Source organism: Methanosarcina sp. UBA289 (genome assembly GCA_002496565.1).
Lineage (GTDB): Archaea > Halobacteriota > Methanosarcinia > Methanosarcinales > Methanosarcinaceae > Methanosarcina.
This window is the reverse complement of sequence record DAKJ01000017.1, coordinates 153,417-176,058: the sequence shown is the minus strand read 5'-3', so window position 1 is coordinate 176,058 and position 22,642 is coordinate 153,417. Positions and strand designations below refer to the sequence as shown.

Sequence of the window (22,642 nt, the reverse complement as noted above, 5' to 3'; positions counted from 1 at the left end):
TGGGGCTGCGACTGGTGGTAAGAAAAAACACCAAGCCAATCGCTAAGTCCAAGAACTATTGAACGTGGATAAAGCAACGATAGCCATCAGTTCAAAATGTAAGAGAACTTCGGATTAATCAGCTTTTTTTGAACTGATGGCTATTATACTTTAATTTAACTGAACTATGATCGTAATGTTTAATAAACTCTCAAATTTATTCTACGATTAAATTAAAAAATAAATAATTATAAGAATAGTTTATTTTAGGAATAACGAACATATTGATAAATAGATCCAAGTTTGGGAGTTCAAAAAAAGAACTAGTAATACTATTTTTTGTTTCTAAATGCGTGCATTTTGAGCCTCCAAATTGATTATAATTGGAGTATATAGCATATTTAGACTATTCCTGTTTTATTTTTGTATAAATATTAAATTGCAGATTATATCTCTTGATTTATCTAAATACTTACAGGTTTAGGCTTTGTAAATTAAATGTAGAACTAAACGTACAGCCTCAGCGTATGGTTTCCCAGCTTTTTCAATGACTATTTAATATTAAGGATTTATTATTCTATCGGGTTTATATAATTTACAATTATATAATTAATTGTACTTTCTGACGATTAAAGTTAAACCTGTTTTTTGTTAAACAAAAATAGATTAACTCAATTGTCAGGAGTAATAATTGAGTTGGGGAGGCGATATAATATTTGGTTGGAGAACTACAAACTCTAATCTTAAAATTATATCCTCTCCAATATATAAAATAAATATAAATCTAACTAGAACGAAAATATAAAATAAAAACATAAGTATAAAAATATAGTAGATAAGGAGGTAAATATAAATGGGAGGATTCTTTGGAAGAGACTGTGATTTTGACAGATTTAAGGGATTCGGCTGTGGCTGTGGTGGCGGCTGTGGTGGCGGCTGCGGCTGGGGCGGCTGGGACGGCTGGGATGGCTGTGGCTTCCGCGATAGGTTCAAAACCAAGTTCTTTAACATCCGTGGTTGTGTCGCAGAGAAATGCGGCCGTGGTGGCTGGTGGGACTAAGCTATTTGTTTAACAGTAATCCCACTAGCTGATTGCTGACCAATCAACCACAGATTAGATAAATATATAAAAATAAGATAGAGAATGGCTCATTCGTACAGTCCTTAGCTGAAATGTAAAAGTAGGATAGCCCTGATTGCACTAGAACTTTGATATATTGAAAGGTTTTTCCTACAATAGCTTAAGTCCCTTAAGAAGGATTAACGAATGAGCCCCATCTCATTTTATTCATCAAAGAATAATGCAGTTTAATTGAAAAACCAGTCGCATAGGAATTCAAGCGATTTAAATTTAATATATATAACAGATCTGCAGACAGATCTGTATTTACTTTATTTTCCCATAAGTTATCCTACTTTTTAATATTGTCTATTTATTTACTGATTATATTTGAGCTTTAATAACTTAATTATAAATTTAAGCTAGCTCAAAAACTCGATATAAGTTATTTTTTAACCTTACAACCTTCAGATTTCATAAGAAATAACCAATTTTATGAATCATCAACTTACAAATAAAAATATAAAATTACCGGAGTTTAAAAATTATATGAGTAATACTATTTTCTTTTGGTAAATGCACCTGGTTTAAGCTCTTAAAAAGCTTTTGATTAAGGAATATAATGTATTTGTACCATTAAGACCCTATTTTTATAGAAATACTGGATTAAAGATTATAGCTCCTGATTTTAGAGATATTCAAGGAATCAAAATCTGTAAATTAAAAGTAAAATTAAGCCAATTTTCTAGATCATGATTTCCCAGCTTTTTCAATGACTATTTAATATTAAGGATTTATTATTCTATCGGGTTTATATAATTTATAATTATATAATTAATTGCACTTCTTGGCAATTAAAGTTAAACCTGTTTTTTGTTAAATAAAAATAGATTAACTCAATTGCCAGGAGTATAACACAGTTGGGGAGTCGATATAATATTTGGTTGGAGAACTACAAACTCTAATTTTAAAAGTATGTCCTCTCCAATATATAAGATAAATATAAAAAATAAATAGAGCGAAAAATACAAAATAAAAAATAAGTATAAAAATACAGTAGATAAGGAGGTAAATAAATGGGAGACTTCTTTGGAAGAGACTGGGGCTTTGACAAATTTAAGGGATTCGGCTGTGGCTGTGGTGGCGGCTGTGGTGGCGGCTGCGGCTGGGGCGGCTGGAAAGACTGTGGTTGCGGATTCCGTGAAAAATGTAAAATAAAGTTCTTTAATATCCGCGGCTGTGTCGTAGAGAAAGAAAAAGGCTGTGGTGGCTGGTGGGACCCATAATAGCTGGTGGTGGGGACTAAGCTATTTGTTTAACGGTAATATACTAGCTGATTACTGACGAATCAACCACAGATTAACTAATATAAAAAGTAAAAATCTATGAAGGCTTATTCGTACAGTCCTTAGCCGGAATGTAAAAGTAGGAGAAGCCTGATTGCACTAAATTAAATTTATTGACAGGTTTTTCTTATAATTGACCTTCTTCCGTCAGAAAGGGCCAACGAATAAGCCTAATTTCATGTTATCGTTATCAATCACAATGCAGTTTAACTGAAAAATCAACCACATAGAAATTCAAAGATTCAAATCCGAATATTTATAACAGATCTGCAAACAGATCTTAATTTATTTTACTTTTCTATGAGTTTCCCTAAAATGAGTTTCCCAAAATTTTATGCGATCTAATTATTGATTATATTTGAGCTTTATCTAACCATTAATTATACTTTATACATTTGAGCCCATTCAAAACCTTATGTAACGTCTTTGTCTCTGTTAACTTTACAATCCCCATATAATGTTTTTTTGATTTCATTTTTGGAATTACTTTATCACAGGACTCTATTGAACTAAAGAACTTCTCAATTGCACTTTTCTTTTTGAACTCTTCTCAATCTACCTTTATTGGCTTTAATCTCTTCCTTTTCTTCTGTTTTTTATGTTTATTAGTATTGGACTTTATTTCCCTCCTTATTGTGTTCTCAATATTAACGGTACTTGAATGTTATTTACTGGCCTTCCGATAGGTCTCGATTTTGTCACTTTTTTGCAAGTACCTTTTTTATATTAATCAATGATTTACCTAGGCTGGTATGCGGAAATACACCCAAGCTCAGGGGCGATCTTTGGAAATCGATTTTTTGGATTTTATGGTGATTGCAGCCAATGGAGCAGCCGCAGTTCTCATGGATGTGGGCATAATACCTGAAGTCATCTGTACCGATCTTGATTAACCCTGAAGCTGATATTGAAAAAGGAATCATAGCCTGCGAGATAGGCTCAATAGTCCTTATTCATGCGTATGGGGACAATATCGATAAGCTTGAAAAATATATGCCTCGCTAAAACGATTTATTGCAACTACCAAGCAAGAACTTTTGATAAGGTCTACAATTTTGGAGAACCCCGTCAGGGAGACCGATACTTATTTTTTGCAATGGAGTTCAGGATAAAAACTGTCAAACTTACTGGATTTGATTTTGATGATTCGAGAGCAAACACGGTTAAGAAAAAGAAGTTGAAGTGGACGAGAGAATTAATTGAGATGTCAGGAATTTAATGGAAAATTTCTCTTCTTCAGGAAGGTTGAGGTGCAGAAAGTTAAGAAATCCTCAAATATGCATTCTTTGAATAAATCTGGCTTTTATATTTTTAGAAAAAAACTACTCATTTAAGTTAAAAATATGAAATGTTATAGTTTTGAATCCAAAATAATATTTCTACTTATTTAAGTAAATTATTGCCTTTTATGGATTATAAATAGATTCTATAGATGAATTGAACTTATTTTTTTATAATAATTTCTATTTTAGGTTTAAAGGGGAAAATTAAAAATTTAAAAGCTTTTTTATCAGCATTCTTTAGATACATCTACAATATGGATTAAATAAAAAAGTATTTTCATATTTCCCCGTCAAATTCGCCCAGATTTTCTAGGACTATTTAATGGTAAGTAAAATTTATTCTATATGCTTTATATAAATTAAAACTATATGTTTAATATACTCACTAGCAATTAAAATTTAGGTGTGTCAGTCTTAAAATTAAGATGGGCTCCCAAAAGATATTAAGAAATTTAATTGTTGGTAGTATCATTTATAAAACAGTTTCACATAACAAAACAGTTCCGGAAAAATGATTTTAATAGCCGCCTTAGAGATAAAGTAGACAAATTCCGTGAATTCACTTTGTCTTGAACTGGTGTCTATTCAAAAAGTATCCAAAGAGAATAATGAATGTTAATTGAAGATCGGAGGGAAATTGATGTATATAGAGAACTTTGTAATTTTACTGTCCCAGAAGTTCAAAGTAATTTTCAACGACTGGTTCTAAGCAGGTTGGAAATGTATTATATAGCCACCTTTTCGAGATAATATGGACAAATCCCGTGCATTCACTCCGTCTTGAACCGGTGACTGTGTAACGAGATGCAAAAAAGCATAAAAGCACACTAAATAGTGGAGGGAATTATAATGTATATCGAGAACTTTGTGATCCTTCTGTCCCAGAAGTTTAAAGTAATTTTCAACGACTGGTTCTAAGCAGACTAGGCGAGTAAATAAACATCGTAGACGCCAGTTTAAGATAGTATCCTTAGGATTCACTTTGTCTTAAATTGGTGTCTATGTAAACATTTCCGAGGAAGACAATAGCTTTAAAAGGGGAGTGAGTATGTTAATATTACCACGTTTTAATATAAATCTGAAAATAATAGTCGCTATATTAAAAGAAAACTTCGACATTTATATGTAAACTGACTAATAGGAAGCAAAGAAAAGTATAAAAATATAATATGAACGGAGGAAAATATAATGATTGCATGGCAAGATTTCAACATAAACATTTCATTAATACTCATAGCACTTTCACAGAAATTCAACATAATTTTCTACTGAATTTACAAATGGAGCCTATTCCATAACTCAAAACTGCTTCTCCAAATGTGGAATTAAGAGTAGTCAATGAGCTTCTGCTCACGGGAAATAGTTCTGAAACTCTTATCAATTTTGGATATAAAGCTAGTTTTGGGAGCTCATGTTCAAAAAGTCAAAAGAAAAAAGTCTGGGAATAAGGAGTCATAAAGAGATAAATTCATACAAAAAGATAAATTCATACCTTTGTGGCTTTATAGCCCCACCAACCTAAAAACTCAAAAAATGTTTGTGATAGCTGTTACTGAAGAGATTGGAAAATAATCATAATAGCCACCTTTTCGAGATAATATGGACAAATCCCGTGAGTTCATTTTGTCTTGAGCTGGTGGCTATATAACGAGTACGCAGAGGAAAGCGTACATATATAATGGGACGGACTAGAATATAACGATAACGTTTCCAATAACTACATATATTGGTGATCATCGAGAATATTTAATTACGTCTCTTAAATAGATACTGTTTAAATATAATAAATTTCTAGATTTGTTTTTCTTAAACAACGTTTGTTTTTCTTATGAATCAGCAATTGCACTTACCTTTTGTAGGAATCTCAGTACGATTTCGAGGCTATTTACTAAGTTTAAATCTTAGATTTTTTCCTTCAGAATTAATTTAATTTATTTCTTTTTTTGAGTGTTGAAGAAGATGAAACAAGCTCAATTAATTATCTTTATCTTGTTTGGATAATTGGAATTTAAAAATTAGGCAGAAATCCCATAAAGAATAATTAATACTGATAATGAATCCTATTAAGAATAAAAGATCCAAATAAAAGAATTGACTGAAATTTGTGAAATTGACCTTATGCAAACGATTACCGGTTTATTATTGTAGAAGGTTTCGTTAGCACAGAGGGATAAGAACCCCTATATCAGATGAAATATAGTTTTATATTATTCATATAAACGATTTCCTATTAAATTCCAGAAGGTCAGACAGGAGTGAAGTTATTGGACTCCAGAGCTCTATATAAGGTTTTCGGGAAACCTAAAAGAAAAATTATTTTATGTTTTATAGGTCTGCATAAATGGAAAAGAAGTGGCGGCTTGAACATTTATGCTTCAAATGTGAGAGAAAAGTATTTCGTATGCATGCGCTGCGGGAAGACAAAAACAGTTTATGAACCAAAAAAAGAATAATAATTTTAGAGAGCCCTGAGAAAAAGCGGACCTTTACCTGCTGACACGATTCTTACTTATAAGGGGATCATATTGGCTCTGTTATTTATATGTTTCTATTAATTTATTCCAGTATTACTCAATTAACACATTTATACGGTGAATATAGAAGATGTCTCCTGTCTGTGAAAGTTGTAAGCTCACGAACTTGCAGGCGCTCATCGCTTTTTGTAATTAATTATTATTATGCTTCGGGATTATTATTGTACGAGAGTACTTATCAGTGCCAGAAAAACTATATAGTTCCATCTCGCAAATTATCTTGATAATATGCAAAAACTAGAACTTCTCCCCCTGATACTCAATCACCAGACCTTTTTTCAAAATTTCTCAGATTTAATTCCACGTGAGATTTTTCCCTGCTGTTCCGAAGAAGGCAGTGAGATTAAACTTATCTCAGGACCTCCTCATGCAGGTAAAACTTCCTTAATGAGTCAGATTGCCAGTAATCTGGATGGAGTAAAGTTTTATATTAATTTTGAAGACAGCCGGCTGCAGGGGATTGGATCTGTAGGTTTGCAGGCTATTGAGGAAATTGTAGCCGAAATTCAAAAAAAGGAAACTGGAGAAAATAGATCAAGCCGGATTTTTTACTTTTTTGATGAAATCCATAATCTTCCGGGATGGGAAAACTGGATTGACAGGCTTCACAAGCAAGGGGCAGAAATTTTTCTAACTTCATCTAAATCAAAATTGATAAATGAGTTTTCTTCCAGGTTTGCAGGGAGATATAAAATCTTAAAGCTTTTCCCGTTCTCTTTTAGAGAATACCTGAGAATTAAAGGTAACGGAACACTAGAAACGGATTTTCTGACGCCTTCCAGAAGTGATGAATTATTATGTATGTTTTTGCAGTATTTTGAAAAAGGCGGTTTTCCGGATGTAATAAAAAACGATGATATAAGGTTTTCTAAAGAATATTTTGAAGAAGGGATGCAAAAAGCGGCTGCAGCCGGGTACGATATTCAGAAGTTAAAAAAGCTTGCCATATTTCTGATTTCGAACATGGCTTCGGAGTATTCCGTCGATACCTTGAAAAAAGTAAGTGGAATCGAGAGTGAAGAGCTTATAAACACCTATCTGGACTATCTTGAAGACATTTTCTTGCTGTACCGTATCCCAAAAATCAACAGCCTCCAGGAAAGCGGATATAAAAAAGACACTCCATGCAAGATTTATGCAGGTGATACAGGTCTTTTCAAGGCAGTATACCCAGATTACCCGGATAGCCTTGGACTGAGATTTGAGAATCTTGTATTACTTGAACTGCTAAGAAGAGAAAAACAAGTATTCTATTTTCAAAACAAAAAGGAGTGTGATTTCGTTATAAAGGAAAAAAATAGCCAGAAAATATCGTCAGCAGTTCAGATCTCGGTTTGCTTCGGGAACCCGACCGCAAGGGAAAGAGAAACTCTTGGACTTACGGAAGCCATGGATGAGTATGGCCTTAAGGAGGGACTTATTCTAACAATGGACGATGAAGAGACTGTAAAAGTTGAATCCAAAGACGAAATGAAAATAATCACGGTTAAATCGGTATGGAAGTGGATGCTGGAATAATTATCAGCGACAGCAATTGAGACTCGGCACTGAATAAAACGAAATAAAACATAACCCGACAAATTACAGCATCAGTGAAAGTTTCAAATATCTCAGCAGGGTAGTTCTGGTTAAATCACTCTTCTGCAAGCTTAATCCAGTTTTTTCTCTTGTTCTGCTACTCTTTTTTAAAATAAAATATTAAATTGTGAGTTTCGTAGCTTTTAATAGCGTAATTCCTCATTGATATTATTTTTTGAAGGCTCAAATATATATCGAATTATCAAATAGAAGTATTAAGGGTGGGTGAAGAAATAGTGTACTGGTCTTAAAATAAGAGACCTGGGATATATTATGCAAGAAAGCAGACACACTATTTTTACTATTTAGATTAAAATAATTTAGAAATTCCTAGTTATTTTATTACCAACTATAAATTGTTTACAAGATAGTTATCAAAGTATGATTTTAAAAATAATACTGGGAGAAGGGGTATGGAAGTAGAAAGTAGAGACGGAATGGAAAAAACACATACGAAGTCAAAGAATACCTGGGAAGATTTTTTTAAAGATAAGACCCACGGAGGGCATAGATATTCGTCTGAAGAGTTTCTTTTTATGGAAGCAAAGGAAAAGCTATTCCACCTTGACGGAGGCAAAACGCTTCTTGACTTCGGGTGCGGCTCCGCAGAACTCCTGGCTTACTATGCTCTGGAATATGAACAACTTGTAGGAGTGGATTTTTCCCTTTCCATGCTTGGTGAAGCAAGCAAAAGGATTAGGGAAAGAAAATGTAATAACATTGACCTTGTCCTTGCTGATCATAAAACGATATGGGAAAACCTGGACTCAACCTTTGATCGAATAACTGCAGCCGGAGTAATCCAGTACTTAACATTTCAAGAAATTGACGAATTTATTGTTAAATCATCAGAGCATCTCAATAAAGATGGTAAAATAGTGTTTTTTGACATACTGGATCCTCGTTTATATCCTTTATGGAAATTAGGGTTATTTGCACCAAATGCAGGGCTTTTAAAAGCTTTATATCGAATTGGTTGCGATTTTCAGACCTCAATATTGGCAACTTTAAGAAAACGTCCAAGAAACATTTACGGTTTTGCCCATAATCCCTATAAAATCCAAAAAATTGCACGTAGACATGATTTTGAGATGCGTTATGTACAATCAATGTATTATGAGTATAAATATCATGCAATAATATTTCGAACTTAAATCGCTGAACTGAAAATTAAATCGCTGAACTGAAAAACGGCAAATGAACCCATAATAAGAAGGAATAGATTCCTAATTAAAGGTAACCAGGTTAGAATTTAGTAAAATACTTCAGGTTTCGCGCTTATCTGGATCGATAGGATTCACCAAACTTATTTAATGCATTAATTCAACAGACTTATAGTTTTTAATATAAAATACATTTATGCTTCAGTCCTTCCAATCATATTTTATAGATGTTTGGCTAATTTGAATATTTTATACTCCAAAAGTCCAACGTCGAAACAACATGTTTTTGTAAGCAAATCCTGTATCAATTATGAGGATCTGTCGAATTTGGGTTAATATTATATTTATTGGTAGGGTCTGTCGAATTAGAGTTAATACTATTTTCTTTATCCTCGGAATCTTCTATTATCTCTTTTAATTTTAATTCTTCTGTGTTCTTTTTGAAATTTTTAATTCCCATCTCTAAATGTCCACATAACTCTTCTAGTTCCCCGATTAATTTTGATTTATCCTTTTCCCTGTAGTCTTGTGCTTTCTTTATATACAGTTTAATTTGTTCAAGTGAATAATTACATGAATAATCTGATTTTCCAGAAGAAAGATCATTTTCTTCTGGGTTTTGGATATCATGGTTTAGTTTCTTAGATAGAGTCTTAGGTTCACAATCTGCAAGTTCTTCGATTTTTCGTATTTTTATATTGTATAGCCGATATGCAACATCGTCGTCAAGGCCTAGTTTTTTGACAAAGTCAGTTTCTTTAACCTCATTTTGGATTCTGGATTCAAACTCAATCTTTTTATCCCCTGGGAGAAGCTTTTGAACCCACGCATATATCCATTCTTCTATTGTTTTTGTGAATGCACCAACAATAAAAGAAAATACGAATACAAAAAAATTATTTATATTCTTTATATAATCCCCTGCCATATTTATGTTCAGGAGGTAAATCAACAAGTAAAAACCTATGATCGCTATAAAAGGTGCAATAAGGAATCTCCTGAGGTATGACCAGACTTTGCTTAATTTCTCGTACTCCGAAAAAAGGTGACTGAAGTCATCTTCAATGCTTAAAAGGCTGTAAGAGACAATACCAATGAGCGAGGCAGTTATTATATAGACAGGGAACTTTAAATCCTCAATTCCATAAAAGGTAACATATTGTATATTATGGTAATAAAAATAAATCAGTATGGAAGGCCATATAAGCACTGAACCAATTATATTAATAACTCTTGCCTTGTAAAGGAAATTATTTTCTATTTTTCTATCATCATCTTTTTTTAGTTTTCCACGTTTATCTTCTATTTTCTTATCATTATAAACCACGTATAATAATAGCAAGCGTATTAATGAAGTAATAAGTAAAATCACTAAAATGTATCCGAGTACTAGAATGTATTCGAGTACTAAAGTGTGTTTGGTAAATCCTATTAATAATATAGTAAACTCTATTAACAATATCACATGTAATAATAAAACAAAATTTAATTTTCTATTTTTATAGTCTATTTCTTTAATCTCATGATATAACTCGTATAATAAAGGCAGGAGTATTAACGGCGTCAATAAAAGTACTAAATTGTTTCTAGTAAATCCTATTAACAATATCACAGCTAATAACAGTAGCAACATAAACAAAACAAAGCCAGAAGTCATTTCAGGGAAATATCTGCACACCCAGCCTAAAAAAAGAAAGCACCCAAAAAAAAGTGGTAATAGAAGAACCCATGAAAACATTTGTGTGTTCTTTAGAGTACCATCTATCGTGACATTTACAGTACCGCTTATTATGTCAATTATTGTGTTATTTTTTTCGTCGTTTATTGTACTATTTATTGTACCATTGATTGAACCATTGATTGAACCATTGATTGAACCATTGATTGAACCATTAATCTCTGCTATTGTATCATTTGAAATATTATTTGCTGATTCTGCTGCACAAACCCCCTGTAACAGCAGACTAAAAGTGAAAATTATTACTAAAAATTTACAGACTCCGCTTCCCCTCCCCATGGATAATAATTTGTAAACTCACTTATAAATATATTATTTCACTCTTTATGAATATATTGCCTGTAAAATCATATATCCTTTACTTCTCAAAACAGCACAGTCCTTTCCACCATATGATCAGACCAGTAAGTCCTCAATTCCTGCCTCTTTTACAATTTCGATCGCCTTAACCTCTTCTTCCGGAGTCAGAGAGCGTCCAATTTCAGGATACTCCATAGCCCGGTAACATGGCCTGTACTGGAACATGAGGTTAAACCTGATTTGCGGGATATGTTTTGCAACCCATTCGGAAATCGGCCTTGTGCAACATTCCAGGTGGCCCGGAAGGACCAGATGTCGAAGGAGGATCTCTGCGGTTTTGTAGGCGAATTCGAAATTGGGCTGCACGATTTCCAGGTAATTTTTTACTTTGGAGTATTTCTGGGCGCATTTATTGTTTCCGTATTTGAAATCACCAAGGTAGACATCCACAACCCCTTCGAGGATTTCAGCAATTTCTGGTGAATGATACATATTAGAATTCCAGATTACAGGTGTGTTTACGGAGATATCCCGGACTATCTTCAGCACAGTATGCGCGTGTGGAGTAGGGGTAACGAAATTCACATTTCTAGCCCCATGCATTCTCCGAATGTCAATCAGCTTTGCAAGTTTCCTGGGTTCGATTAGGGTTCCGGCTTCAGGACAGGTTGAAATCTCCCAGTTCTGGCAGTAAACACAGGCAAAAGTACAGCCCGTAAAAAAGATCGTGTGGGAGGGTACAAGCTCAGGCTCTTCTCCCATATGCAAGAACTCAGAGGCGTAATTGGAAGTGTCGGCCAGCCTGCAGAAACCTTTTTCGCCAGTTTTCCTATCAACCTCGCAGCGCCACCCGCAGCACTGGCAGTTCGAAAGCATTCTGTCCGCAAGCTCAACCTTAAGATCAAGAAGGGAGGGACTGGCCTTTGGAATTTTCAGAAAGCTTTCGGTAAACAGTGTCAACCTCTCAGCTGCGTTTTTATAGGCAAGAGCTTCCGTGGCTTCGAGTTCGAGATTTTCCCTGAGTTTTCGGTATTCTTCGATTTCTTTCTCATGAATTTCCCGGAGTTCTTCAAGCTGCATGCCTGGATCAAACTGGGCCGGAATTCGTTCGGTTATCTTAAAGAGAGCAGGCATTTCATCTTTCTGCACCTTGAAGTAACGTTTCAGGTACTTCGGGGCTGCCATACTGAAATATTATTCCACATGGGTTAAAGGCTTATTGTCTATTTATTTCGGATTTCAGTTCTAATTTTTAGTTCTAATCTTCAATACTTTTTTCAATTCAGATTTTATCTTTGATTTGTAGTTCAGATTTTCAGTTCTGATTCTCAATTTCTGATTTTTTTCTGGCTTCTTAGCTCTAAGCTCACCCTTATTTGTACTTTTTGAGAAACTAACCCTTTTCCAGAGTTCCCTAAGTTTCTAGAAGGCAAGGTTATAAGAAGAAAAAAGCTTTTAAGACCTTTTAATTGCTATCTTCATGGGAATTCCATAAATTACATAATCAGGATGTGGAGCAAAAATGGAATGGTTCTTTCTTTTTATTGCCGGTCTTTTTGAGGCCGCCTGGGCAATAGGGCTAAAATATACAGAAGGTTTCACGAGGCTGTATCCCAGCGTTTTTACTGTCGCTTGCATGCTTCTTAGCTTTTATTTCCTATCCCAGGCCCTGAAAACTCTGCCAATAGGGACAGGTTATGCAGTCTGGACCGGAATCGGGATTATAGGCACCACTATTCTTGGCGCCCTGCTCTTTAATGAGCCAATGGACTTTGCCAGGTTTTTCTGCATTATTTTGATTTTCTCAGGGATAATCGGGCTCAGGATAATTTCTCCATAAAGTCGCGAAAAGTTCTTTCTTTTCTTCCTACAAGAAAACCTTTTTATGCAGCTGGAGCCAAAAATTAAAAACTTGCACGACAATTTAGATTGGGGATTAAGCCTGGGATTACTTCAATTCCGATTTTATCTTACCTTTTAAGTGGTCAAAGAAGGAGATTGAAACGGAAATTCGCTTTAAAGGCGTCCGTTGGAGGTTTTCGGGGGGATATTCTGGTTACGCTTGACAGCACAACAATTAGTCTCTGGGATTTGATGTCCCTTTTGTTTATACTTCTGTTTCTCTATGCAGTAATCTACCCGCAGTCGCAGTTAAAACAAATCCGACTGCGGCGGATGGCAAAACTGAAAGCTATGGAAAAAAGCCACGGCTGCAAGGTGCTTACTATGATTCACAGGCGGGAGGCGATCTCTCTTTTCGGGCTGCCTGCTTACCAGTACATTGATGAGGAAGACGCCGAGCAGATACTGCGCTGGATTAGACAGTACAGGGATTACCCTCTTGAGCTGATTCTTCATACGCCTGGAGGGCAGCTCCATTCCAGTATCCAAATCGCACGTGCCCTCCACCGGCACCCGAAAAACACAAAGGTCATTATTCCACACTATTCGATGTCAGGAGGCACGATTATCGCCCTCGCTGCAAACGAAATCGTGATGGACAAAGATGCAGTTATCGGGCCAATAGATCCCCAGATAGGAGACTTCTTACATGGAACTTATCCCGCCCCTTCTTGGATCTATGCCGCAGATCTGAAAAAAGAAAAAGCCGATGACACCACCCTTGTTATGGGTGATATCTCAAGAAAAGCCCTCAAACTCACTCGGGATGTCGCAAAAGAGCTCCTTGAAGGCAAAATCCAGCCAGACCCCGCCGGGGAAAGCAGGCTCGATGAAGTGGTCGAAAAACTGGTCAGTGGAGAGATGATCCACAGCACTCCTCTCTCGGCAGGTGACGCAAAAGAAATCGGACTTCCCATAAGTACGGATTTTCCGCAGGACGTACATGAGTTTATGAAACTTTTCAAGCCTGTAAAAAAGAATGTGGAATACACCGAGTAAACTGAAACGAATATTATCTTGAAGGAATGAAGTCTAGAGAAGTTAAGGATGGGGGAAATAAGTTCAGTTAACCTATTAAGTTTGTCCACAATTTCACCTAAAACATTTTCAACCTGTTAGTTACTCTAAAAACACCTATTCAAGTTCCCGTTTACTTAATAATTCCTGTTTGATCTCCTGTTTAAGCCCTTGCAGATTTATTCAAGCACCTGTTTTCCTCACCTTTGCACTCTCTTCACTCAGTCCTGTCCAGATTACCTTATATCGCAAGTAATCAAGCACAGGATAGTAAAGGCTGCGGTCAAGCTCGAAATCTTCAAAGACTTTTACTGCGTCGGCGTATGTTTCTACTTCCCCCGGTTTTTCAAGTTCACTATCTATTCTCTCAAGCAGCTTCCTGTGAATTAAGTAGTTTTCAAGGAGCACGTAGTCCTGATATTTCCCCAGGTCATCAATTTCTCGGAATTCTTCGGCTTTTCCTGATTCTCCGGTTTTTTCCAGTTCTCTGACCTTTGCGAGCCTATCTGCAACCACTTCCTTTAAGGCGTCTGGCAGGACTCCTTTCCCGGCTGCAATTTTCTCAAGGTTTACCAGTTCTCCTGAAATCGGAAATTCCATTTCCTCCAGTCTTGACCGGTCTTCTAAAAGCTTTTTTTCCTCATACTTTCTAAGGATCTGCATGACTTCGTTTGCCGGGATTTTTTTGTCAAAGAAGATTACATCCTGTGAAGGAAAATCTTTTTCAGAGCATTTGAGTTTTCGGTCAATCAGGAGAATTACAGGTTCCTTTACCTGTTTGAGTTTATCGATCTTCTTTTCAAGGTATTCAGGAGTCCAGAAGCCTACAATTTCCAGATATACTCTTATTCCGTCCCTTTGTAGAGAAAAATCAGGAATAAAAGCGTATTTTCCTGCTTTAAGAATTGTTGGCTCCCTTTTTATCTTCCAGCTTCCCAAACTTAGGCTGCCAAACATCTTTTCAAGCGTGCTATCATAGGCAGCTTCCTCGACATCGATTTCCTGAATCCCGGTTTCTTTTTCCAAATATTCTATTGTTTCTTCTTCTGCTTTTTCTCCTTCTGCTCTTTCTTCTTCTCCGGCTTCATATCTTTCATTTCCTTCTTTAATTTGAAGCTCCGGCGAAAGGGTCTCCGGATACAGGGCTGCTTCAGGAGCAATTTCGAAAAACTTTTCCGAGTCGGCAAGGGTGAAATTCAGGATGCGCTTCCCCTGGTAGCCTTTGTGAAGAATGCCTGCTTTAAGCCTCCAGCCTTTTGACCTTAACAGGACGGGAAAGATTCTTGCAAAGGAGTTTCCATAGCGTTCTGAGATCCGAAAAAGAGAGGCAGGCCCATCAAGATGCAGGTGGATGGCTTTTAATTCATCGTAGTTTTCTCTGGTTTTTCCTTCCTTTCCTTCTTTTTCTCTATCGATTTCTCTATCGATTTCTCTATCGATTTTTTCTCTTTCCTCTTCAGTGTCTTCCAGGGAATACATAAGCCCCGAACGAAGAATTTTCCATAAAAGCTTTTGAAAATCGCCTTTTATCCAGATATCGAGGTCAACTGCTCTGAAGAGCAGGGTCTGAGTCAGGGAAATATTGTACTGTTTCAGGAGTTCGGCGGGAGAGAGAGGGACGAAACTTTTGATGACCTGATTTTCCTCAAGGTCAGCCCAGAGTGCCTTCTCAAGTTCCTTTACCGAAATTGAAAGCTTTTTTGCGGCTATTTGTAGCGCTTCTTTTCTCTCGGCAGGAGAAAGGGCCATACCTCCGCAAGTTTCAAAAACCGTTTCCCTAGCCAGAGATGGGTCAACAGCAGCATCCGTTTCTATAACAGTACGCCTTCCAAGTAGCTGGGAAAGCCCCCTGATAAAACGGTAATTCATTTCCTCGTAACCGTCAAGTTCAGCCAGAAGATCCCCATAGGTTTTTCCGATATGGTGCTCAAAAGTTTCTATCAGAAGCCTTGCGAGTTCCAGGTTTTCGGGATCAAATGCTGCGTATACAGGCTTTATCTTCCCTCCTGATATATGGGTTACAAGAAGGTCAGACGTGAGCAGGCGAGCCGCCTCCTGAGCTTTTTTCTTTCTTCATCTGGCTTTCCTTTCCTGATTCCCTCTTCATATGATTTTCCTGTGCTGATTTTCCAGAACCTTTTCGAATTGAAACAGCTTCTTTTCTTCTCCTGGCAGTTCCGGCTTCAGTTGTCTCTTCGGTTATAATCTCATAGAGTATGGCTTCTTTTCCTTCTTTCTTCCGGAGGATCCTTCCCAGGCGCTGGATATATGCTAATTTGCTCCCTGTACCGCTTGCTATAATCCCTATATTTGCTTCAGGGACGTCAATACCCTCGTCAAGCACCTTTGAAGTAACTACAGCCCTGTATATTCCTTTCCTAAACTTTTCGAGGATGGAATTCCTTTCTTTTGCAGGCGTCCTGTAAGTAATCGCAGGGATAAGAAATTCTCTGGAAATTCGGTGGACAAGCCGGTTATGTTCCGTAAAAATGAAGACTCTGTCCTCCCGGTGTGCGTTCAGGATCTCTTTTAACTTTTCAATTTTAGATTCGGTGTTGAAAGCAAGTTCTCTCGCTGTATTTCTTGCAAGAAGGGCTTTTCTGGCTTCAGGATCTCTCCCGCTTCTCATGACCAGTTTCTGAAAATCCTTCGGCCCCCGAAGAACCATCCCGGTTTTTCGGAGATAATCTGTATAAATCGAATAATATTCGTCGTATTCTTTCCTTTCCTCATCCGTAAGTGCAGCAGCTATCCGTTTGATCCGGTAAGGGGCAAGATGGCTGCCTGCAAGTTCCGAGATATGCTTTTCATACACCTTCCCTCCTACAAGCCTGTTTAATTCCGAGTGCAACTCATCTTCCCGTTCATAAGTTGCTGTCAGCCCAAGCCTGTAAGGCGCTGCAGAAAACTCGGCAATGCTCCGGTATCCGGCTGCGGGAAGATGATGGACTTCATCAAAAATAAGGAGGCCGAACCTGTTCCCAAGGGTTTCGGCGTGAATATAAGCAGAATCGTATGTGGAAACGGTTATTGGAAGAATTTTCTTCTCCCCGCCTCCAAGCTTTCCGATTTCCATTAAAAAGGCTTCTTCAAGCTGTTTTTTCCATTGTTCAAGCAGGTCAAGCGTCGGGACAACTACGAGGGCAGGGGTATTGCAGCCTGCAATTGCCCGGATTCCAACAAGAGTTTTTCCGCTTCCTGTTGGCAGGACAAGCACTCCCCATCTGTTATTCTCTCCCCAGGATACAAGAGCTTCGGCTTGGTAATCCCTTAACTTAAGTTTCTTTCCAGACGCTTCATATGCTGCTGCTAAATCAGGACATGGAAGGAGATCAAGCACTTCATCTTTAAACTGAGCTTTAGAATTTTTCAGATAATTTATTATGTCTCTGTAATACAAAGCAAGAGCCCTGAAATTTCCGCTCCTCTCATCCCAAACGGAATTGGGAACTCTTAAATTACCTTCTATAAGAAGTGTTCCCTGCTTGAAGCTGATTTTGATCATTGTTTATTAAAAGTCTGGAATTATATATAATGATTGAGTTACCCGAGTCCCGTCTCGGGAGGACGGTGCCCTTTTCGCTCACTTCGTTCGCTCAAGAGGGCTGAAAATCTGATAATGATAAGGTACAGAGGGAAGTTATTTCTTTCCTTGTATCGGTGTTTTCCGAGTTTATACTCTTTCTGTGATTATTACTTGGTTAAAAACTAAAGTTGATTTGAAGATAATTAAGTGTAAATATTTACTTTATTTATAATTTATCTAAGAGAATATGCAGTATATATTGAAAATGAATAGAAAATAAGTTTAAGCCAGTAAAATTATAACATTAGTGAAAGACAAATAGGAAAGGAGTTCAATGTGAATTCAGATGATGGATCTTCGGAGGCTGGTCAGCCCGCGGGAGGAGTACTTCCCGAGCCTTTGCCTCTAGAAGATCTTTACCATATCTATGGAATTGAACGCAGCCACGCCGACAACGTGGCAAGGAATGCGCTTGAGCTTTTTGATATCCTTAATTCTATCCATGGGCTGCACCCTGAGATGAGAAACCTTGTTGAGACAGCTGCACTTGTTCATGATACAGGTGTGGCTACGGATTTCGAAAACCATCACAAAGCAGGAAGACTCATCCTGCTTCTGCACCCGCCTTCAGAAATACCTGAAAGGCTGTGGCCCGTTATTTCCTGGACGGCTTTCCTGCACAAAAAGAGGATTGGAAACGACAAACTTGAGAAACTTAAAGGAAAGGACTTCGGGAAAATGCCTGAGGATCTTCAGGATCTCACCCTGAAAGTAGCTGCCCTTGTCCGGCTTGCCGATGCCCTTGACTACAGCAGAATGGAAAGCAGGCTCGGGAAAGTCACATTCGGGAAGCGGAAAATCACGTTCGATATCAAGGGGCAGGGAGCTAAAATTGATGCGGAAAGAATGACAAAAAAAGGTGACCTCTGGCATCTTCTCTATGATATCCGGCTTGATTTCAGGCCTGCACCGAAGAAGTAATAAAACCCGGGTGCTTACTGGCATCTGAATATATCTATTGGCTTCTGGATATAGAAGCTAATTATATGGAGTATAATTTTATGGGTCACCTTATACTTGTCCGGCACGGAGAACCTGGCTTAAAGCCTGAAGACAGGCTTGCAGGCTGGGTGGATGTTTCTCTTAGCAAGAAAGGGATTGAAGAGGCTCTTGAGTGTGCAGCAGAGCTTGAAAAATTCGAATTAGATCTTGCTTTTGCTTCAAACCTTGTCCGGACTCAGGAAACTCTTCTCATAATATTGTCCGGGCAGAAGAAGACAGGAGTTATTGTTCATGAAGGGACAGGAGATGGAGGAAATCCAGGGAAAACGGACTGGTACTCATATCCTGAAAAACTCGATAAAAAACTTATCCCGATTTATTTCACGCCTTCTTTAAACGAGCGCTATTACGGGAAGCTTCAGGGAAGAAAAAAGCAGAAGATGGTAGAAAAATACGGAGCAGAAAAACTTGCCTCCTGGCGGTGGAACTTTGAACCCGGTCCACCTGAAGGAGAAAGTCTCAAAGCCGTGTACGAACGTGCAGTGCCTTATTTTGAGGAAAAAATCCTGCCTGTCGTAAAAGCAGGGAAAAATGTGCTGGTCTGTGCCCATCAGAACAGTCTGAGAGCTCTGGTCAAATACATAGAAGAAATTTCTGATGAGGATATCAGGAATGTGAGGTTCTCCACAGGCGAGCTTGCTATTTATAGTTATTCTGAAGACAAGCTAACCCGAGAGAACGCTGAAATGAGCCCTGAAACCAAAAGGAACCTTTGAATCTTTTCTTAGGTCCCTTTTGAAGTCTCTTTTCTCCTTTCGGGCTAGCAGTTTTGCATTTGAAAAGGAGTTTTGTATCTTTATAATCTCTATAAAGAAACCTGGTGTGTAAAAGGATTTATACGTAGCCCAGAGGTAGGATATAGAGCGGCTCTTCGTTTGATGGCAGTTTAAGCACTCTTTTTACTTCATCATCGTCAAAAGCTCCTACTGTACAAGTTCCTATCCCTAGTTCCACTCCCAAAAGACATATATTCTGTGCAGCGTGCCCTGCTTCCATATGGGCATAACGAAGACCCCGACTGCCGTATTTGCTTGTTATCCTCGGATAAACCGCGGAGATTACAAGTGAAACGGGAGCGCTCCCGATCATGGGCTGGAAGAGAGCAGCTTTTGAAAGCTTCTCTCTCACATCGCCTGCGATTTCCCGGACAAGGGCATGGCCTTCAGGAATGTACCTGTAAATCCCAGGTTCAAGCTCGCTACCTCCTCCGATAACGACATGAATTTCAAGCGGGTAAAGCGCGCCTGCAGAAGGAGAAGTCCTTAAGCCGTCATCGGAACTTATACCCTGAGCAGCCCAGAGCAAGCGAGAAATTACTGACTCGGAGAGTTTGTTGTCTGTATATCTTCGTACGGACCTCCGTTTTGCAATGAGTTCTTCAATGTGACTCCTACCGGAAATCTCAGGTCCGGGCAACTTGACTTTCTTAGGCAGATCTGCAGTATCCTGATTTCCTATATTTATTCCCATAATTACTCCCCTTTATTTGGTTTTGAATATTAATTATAAAAAAGAAATCTATTAGATAAATAAGGTAACTGATAAGGTAACTGCTCAGAGTATATTTGAGAGTAGTCGTCAGTCATTATAATTCCCAGAAACTCTCCTGTAATTCTGCTAGTGAGGATTCAGTTTCTCGGAAATTGAGAGTTTTAATCTGTAGAAGCGCTCCCGGTGAAGCTATAGTCACCGAATAGGATTTTGAATAGAATCTTTTTTGATGAATAGAATCTTTTTTGAATGTTAATCTATATATAAAAATCCTCTTAATTACTCATATTGTGAAATAAACACAATGGGGGAGTAAATTATAGCCGATAATTCAGATAAAGTTGCTGAGAATATTCCAGGACCTTATTATTGCGACTACAGCTGTATAGCTTGTCATCTGTGTGTGGATACTGCACCTGAAAATTTCAAAATGAATGAAGACGACTCTAATGCCTATGTATATAAACAACCTGAAAATGACGAGGAAATAGAACTTTGTGAAGAAGCGTTAGATGCCTGCCCGGTTAATGCGATAGGAAATGACGGCTGAAGTGACAAATAAAGTAATTTGTTTGATTTAAGCCAGTTTTCCTGGCTTTATATCAATTTTATCGATTATTTTATTGATTATTATTGCTTTTTGACTGCTTCTACTTCTTTATTCCTTCTCAATTTCGGAATAGATTCTGGAAAGTCCCTGTAGAGTAGAGTAACCTTTTCTTGTAATAATATAATCTCCCCGCTCACTTCTCTGTAAAACCATGCCTGTTTCAAGCAATTTCTGAAGGTGAAAGAGCAGATTTCCGCCGCGCAGACCTGTGAGCTTGGAAAGTTCTGAAAATGTTTTGCTTTCCCCTGAAAGCGCTTTGAGCATCAGGAGACGCTGTCGGTTTGCTACCGGCTCACAGACCTCAGTGACCAGTTTTTCAGGCTCAATTCCGCTAATATCTATTTTTTTATCTTCTTCCCTGTCTTCATAAATCTGAAGCGAACGCATGAGCTTGACCTGTTTTTCAAAAAGATTCGTAGCTTCCGAAAAACATTTGCTGCAATTGGGGCTTTTTGCTTCCTTTTTTAACTCTTCCAGTCTGTTCCGGTACAGTTTTATGGTTTCAGCTTCTACTTTGCCTCTCCCAACAAGCTCTGCGGTTTCTTGAAAGAGTTCCCGAAAAGCTTTTTCACAAAATTCTCTCATTCCACATTCTGCTGTCATCCGTGCATGCATCCTCTCACTTGCATCCTCACAAAGGTAGTCTACCATGGGCTTCATGAAGCTCTTTCTCATTTCCCCAATAATTCCTTCAATATGCTGCTGGTTTGCCCGCTGCAAAAACCGTGAGAAGTCATTTCGCAGGGATGTTACTTCCTCCTTAATAGAGTGTAGTTCCTCTCGGTAATAAATTTCGGAATTTTCGTTAGCTGTCTCCATTTTTCATTTGCCTCGGAAACTTATTAGAAACTGAAATATAAGCAATTTAAATTCTTTTAGTTAAAATTTGTTGTATCAGGGCCAACAATTACCGTTGATTAGAATACTGTTAATTAAAGGCGCTATTAAATATATTTACTACAGCTGGAATTGAAGAACCTATTAATCTTATTCGTTAAGACTGATAATTGAAGGGATTATTCAATGGTTATTAAAGGTTGTTAATTTAAGGTCATTTTTCTATACATTCTAATTTTTGTATATAATTATGACGCTCAGGTATATAACTATACACAACCCTCCTAATCTCGGTGATAAATCGTGGGATTACAAGATATAAACAACTTCGTACAGACAGCAAATGAAGATCAGCTCAAAGCCTTTGGATTCCTCGGGCAGTGGATGGCGGAAAACACCCCTAAATACTGTACCTGTGCCTCCAAGTGCTCCCAGAACTGTGAACTTGTAAAGGCACTCGGTGGAGCACTCCAGGCGGCCGGACAGAAGCTTCAGGGACAGTAAACAGGATAAATAGATAATAGCGCAGAATCTTATCCATCTCTGCGCCTTTTTATTTTTTATTCTTCATTTTCCGGTTTGTTTCAGGCGTTTAAGGTAAAATCTGTTTTTGCATCAGGTTTTCAAAGAACCAGCTATAAGGAACAGAAGATTACAACCTACTTATAACTCAAGTGATATATTTTAATTCAGAATATGAGAAAAGGTGAATTCAATATGGACTCCACAAGTTCAGATTTGGAAAAATTCTGGGACGCAAAAACTTTTGCAATAATTACTGATCGCACAAAGCCAGCCATGAAATGGGCTGCCACCGAACTCAAAAACCGTGGCAAGAACGTCTATCTTGTAGACCTTTCTGGAAAATCTGATCCCGATTCCTTGAAAGATGTCTCCTCTCTCCCTTCAGGCATAGACCGTGCAGTTATCGGAATAACAAAAACCGAGCCCGGGGATCTAATTCCTCTTCTCATGGAAAAAGGCGCAAACAAAATCTGGCTCCACTGGACAACCGAAACCGATAAAGCTATAGAAACCTGCCAGAAATTGAAACTTGAATGCATGACCGGACACTGTCCTATGATGTACCTCGGAAGTGGCTTCAGCATACATGGGATACACAGAGCGATTGCGAAAATGATAGGAAAGTATTGAAAAACTGTCTATTTAACTCCTGGCCAGAGATATTTGTCATTTAAGTGCCGGATCCTGTTTC

The 22,642-nt window shown here is 37.7% G+C and carries 18 protein-coding genes; 12 read left to right on the top strand and 6 right to left on the bottom strand.

Going from position 1 to position 22,642, the window contains the following annotated elements:
• Positions 1–832: 832 nt before the first annotated feature.
• The 5 genes from BP549_RS06945 to BP549_RS06925 all read left to right on the top strand — a co-directional run bounded on the left by BP549_RS06945 (position 833) and on the right by BP549_RS06925 (position 8,934).
• On the top strand, positions 833–1,039 hold the full coding sequence (locus tag BP549_RS06945; RefSeq protein WP_292379334.1) for a hypothetical protein: 207 nt from the start codon (positions 833–835) through the stop codon (positions 1,037–1,039).
• Positions 1,040–2,115: 1,076 nt separating this feature from the next.
• The gene (locus BP549_RS06940) at positions 2,116–2,325 is read left to right on the top strand and encodes a hypothetical protein (protein WP_292379331.1); all 210 of its coding nucleotides are present in this window, start codon (positions 2,116–2,118) and stop codon (positions 2,323–2,325) included.
• A gap of 1,042 nt (positions 2,326–3,367) precedes the next feature.
• Positions 3,368–3,604 (top strand): hypothetical protein, encoded by a 237-nt coding sequence (locus tag BP549_RS06935; protein WP_292373581.1) that lies wholly within the window; start codon positions 3,368–3,370, stop codon positions 3,602–3,604.
• Between the two features lie 2,826 nt (positions 3,605–6,430).
• Entirely contained in the window at positions 6,431–7,720 is a 1,290-nt protein-coding gene (locus BP549_RS06930; protein ID WP_292379329.1) for an ATP-binding protein, read from the top strand.
• Positions 7,721–8,193: 473 nt separating this feature from the next.
• Positions 8,194–8,934: a class I SAM-dependent methyltransferase gene (locus BP549_RS06925; protein ID WP_292373584.1), complete on the top strand. Its 741-nt coding sequence runs from the start codon at positions 8,194–8,196 to the stop codon at positions 8,932–8,934.
• Between the two features lie 313 nt (positions 8,935–9,247).
• On the opposite strand, the gene BP549_RS06920 is transcribed toward BP549_RS06925, so the two are convergent.
• Positions 9,248–10,960: a hypothetical protein gene (locus BP549_RS06920; protein WP_292379327.1), complete on the bottom strand. Its 1,713-nt coding sequence runs from the start codon at positions 10,958–10,960 to the stop codon at positions 9,248–9,250.
• Positions 10,961–11,077: 117 nt separating this feature from the next.
• Positions 11,078–12,166, bottom strand: coding sequence for a radical SAM protein (locus tag BP549_RS06915; protein WP_292379325.1), 1,089 nt, complete (start codon positions 12,164–12,166; stop codon positions 11,078–11,080).
• Between the two features lie 337 nt (positions 12,167–12,503).
• On the opposite strand from BP549_RS06915, the gene sugE reads away from it, so the two are divergent.
• Positions 12,504–12,821 carry a quaternary ammonium compound efflux SMR transporter SugE gene (gene sugE / locus BP549_RS06910; RefSeq protein ID WP_292373588.1) on the top strand — a complete coding sequence of 106 codons (318 nt, stop codon included), beginning with the start codon at positions 12,504–12,506 and terminating at the stop codon, positions 12,819–12,821.
• 158 nt (positions 12,822–12,979) lie between these two features.
• Positions 12,980–13,882 carry an SDH family Clp fold serine proteinase gene (locus tag BP549_RS06905; protein WP_292379323.1) on the top strand — a complete coding sequence of 301 codons (903 nt, stop codon included), beginning with the start codon at positions 12,980–12,982 and terminating at the stop codon, positions 13,880–13,882.
• A gap of 201 nt (positions 13,883–14,083) precedes the next feature.
• Here BP549_RS06905 and BP549_RS06900 read toward each other — a convergent pair whose 3' ends face one another.
• Both BP549_RS06900 and BP549_RS06895 read right to left on the bottom strand, forming a co-directional pair.
• Positions 14,084–15,898 carry a DUF790 family protein gene (locus BP549_RS06900; protein WP_292379617.1) on the bottom strand — a complete coding sequence of 605 codons (1,815 nt, stop codon included), beginning with the start codon at positions 15,896–15,898 and terminating at the stop codon, positions 14,084–14,086.
• Positions 15,899–15,929: 31 nt separating this feature from the next.
• Complete coding sequence (locus BP549_RS06895) at positions 15,930–17,405, bottom strand: DEAD/DEAH box helicase (protein WP_292379321.1); 1,476 nt, start codon at positions 17,403–17,405, stop codon at positions 15,930–15,932.
• A 357-nt stretch (positions 17,406–17,762) separates the two neighbouring features.
• On the opposite strand from BP549_RS06895, the gene BP549_RS06890 reads away from it, so the two are divergent.
• Complete coding sequence (locus BP549_RS06890) at positions 17,763–18,407, top strand: HD domain-containing protein (RefSeq protein ID WP_292379319.1); 645 nt, start codon at positions 17,763–17,765, stop codon at positions 18,405–18,407.
• A gap of 80 nt (positions 18,408–18,487) precedes the next feature.
• Positions 18,488–19,204: a histidine phosphatase family protein gene (locus BP549_RS06885; RefSeq protein WP_292379318.1), complete on the top strand. Its 717-nt coding sequence runs from the start codon at positions 18,488–18,490 to the stop codon at positions 19,202–19,204.
• Positions 19,205–19,322: 118 nt separating this feature from the next.
• On the opposite strand, the gene BP549_RS06880 is transcribed toward BP549_RS06885, so the two are convergent.
• Complete coding sequence (locus tag BP549_RS06880) at positions 19,323–19,958, bottom strand: SagB/ThcOx family dehydrogenase (protein WP_292379316.1); 636 nt, start codon at positions 19,956–19,958, stop codon at positions 19,323–19,325.
• Positions 19,959–20,295: 337 nt separating this feature from the next.
• Here BP549_RS06880 and BP549_RS06875 point away from each other — a divergent pair, with 337 nt between their 5' ends.
• Positions 20,296–20,529: a ferredoxin gene (locus BP549_RS06875; RefSeq protein WP_394339071.1), complete on the top strand. Its 234-nt coding sequence runs from the start codon at positions 20,296–20,298 to the stop codon at positions 20,527–20,529.
• A gap of 108 nt (positions 20,530–20,637) precedes the next feature.
• On the opposite strand, the gene BP549_RS06870 is transcribed toward BP549_RS06875, so the two are convergent.
• On the bottom strand, positions 20,638–21,408 hold the full coding sequence (locus BP549_RS06870) for a winged helix-turn-helix domain-containing protein (RefSeq protein ID WP_292379313.1): 771 nt from the start codon (positions 21,406–21,408) through the stop codon (positions 20,638–20,640).
• A gap of 321 nt (positions 21,409–21,729) precedes the next feature.
• Here BP549_RS06870 and BP549_RS06865 point away from each other — a divergent pair, with 321 nt between their 5' ends.
• Positions 21,730–21,930 (top strand): hypothetical protein, encoded by a 201-nt coding sequence (locus BP549_RS06865; RefSeq protein WP_292379311.1) that lies wholly within the window; start codon positions 21,730–21,732, stop codon positions 21,928–21,930.
• Between the two features lie 213 nt (positions 21,931–22,143).
• Positions 22,144–22,581: a CoA-binding protein gene (locus BP549_RS06860; protein ID WP_292379309.1), complete on the top strand. Its 438-nt coding sequence runs from the start codon at positions 22,144–22,146 to the stop codon at positions 22,579–22,581.
• Positions 22,582–22,642: the final 61 nt, after the last annotated feature.

What these genes read in the sequence shown, in the direction of transcription:
- BP549_RS06895 (WP_292379321.1), bottom strand. Translation starts at nt 17,405, where the DNA reads ATGATCAAAATCAGCTTCAAGCAGGGAACACTTCTTATAGAAGGTAAT.
- BP549_RS06870 (WP_292379313.1), bottom strand. Translation starts at nt 21,408, where the DNA reads ATGGAGACAGCTAACGAAAATTCCGAAATTTATTACCGAGAGGAACTA.
- BP549_RS06860 (WP_292379309.1), top strand. Translation starts at nt 22,144, where the DNA reads ATGGACTCCACAAGTTCAGATTTGGAAAAATTCTGGGACGCAAAAACT.
- BP549_RS06940 (WP_292379331.1), top strand. Translation starts at nt 2,116, where the DNA reads ATGGGAGACTTCTTTGGAAGAGACTGGGGCTTTGACAAATTTAAGGGA.
- BP549_RS06930 (WP_292379329.1), top strand. Translation starts at nt 6,431, where the DNA reads ATGCAAAAACTAGAACTTCTCCCCCTGATACTCAATCACCAGACCTTT.
- BP549_RS06915 (WP_292379325.1), bottom strand. Translation starts at nt 12,166, where the DNA reads ATGGCAGCCCCGAAGTACCTGAAACGTTACTTCAAGGTGCAGAAAGAT.
- BP549_RS06880 (WP_292379316.1), bottom strand. Translation starts at nt 19,958, where the DNA reads ATGGGAATAAATATAGGAAATCAGGATACTGCAGATCTGCCTAAGAAA.
- BP549_RS06925 (WP_292373584.1), top strand. Translation starts at nt 8,194, where the DNA reads ATGGAAGTAGAAAGTAGAGACGGAATGGAAAAAACACATACGAAGTCA.
- BP549_RS06920 (WP_292379327.1), bottom strand. Translation starts at nt 10,960, where the DNA reads ATGGGGAGGGGAAGCGGAGTCTGTAAATTTTTAGTAATAATTTTCACT.
- sugE (WP_292373588.1), top strand. Translation starts at nt 12,504, where the DNA reads ATGGAATGGTTCTTTCTTTTTATTGCCGGTCTTTTTGAGGCCGCCTGG.
- BP549_RS06885 (WP_292379318.1), top strand. Translation starts at nt 18,488, where the DNA reads ATGGGTCACCTTATACTTGTCCGGCACGGAGAACCTGGCTTAAAGCCT.
- BP549_RS06945 (WP_292379334.1), top strand. Translation starts at nt 833, where the DNA reads ATGGGAGGATTCTTTGGAAGAGACTGTGATTTTGACAGATTTAAGGGA.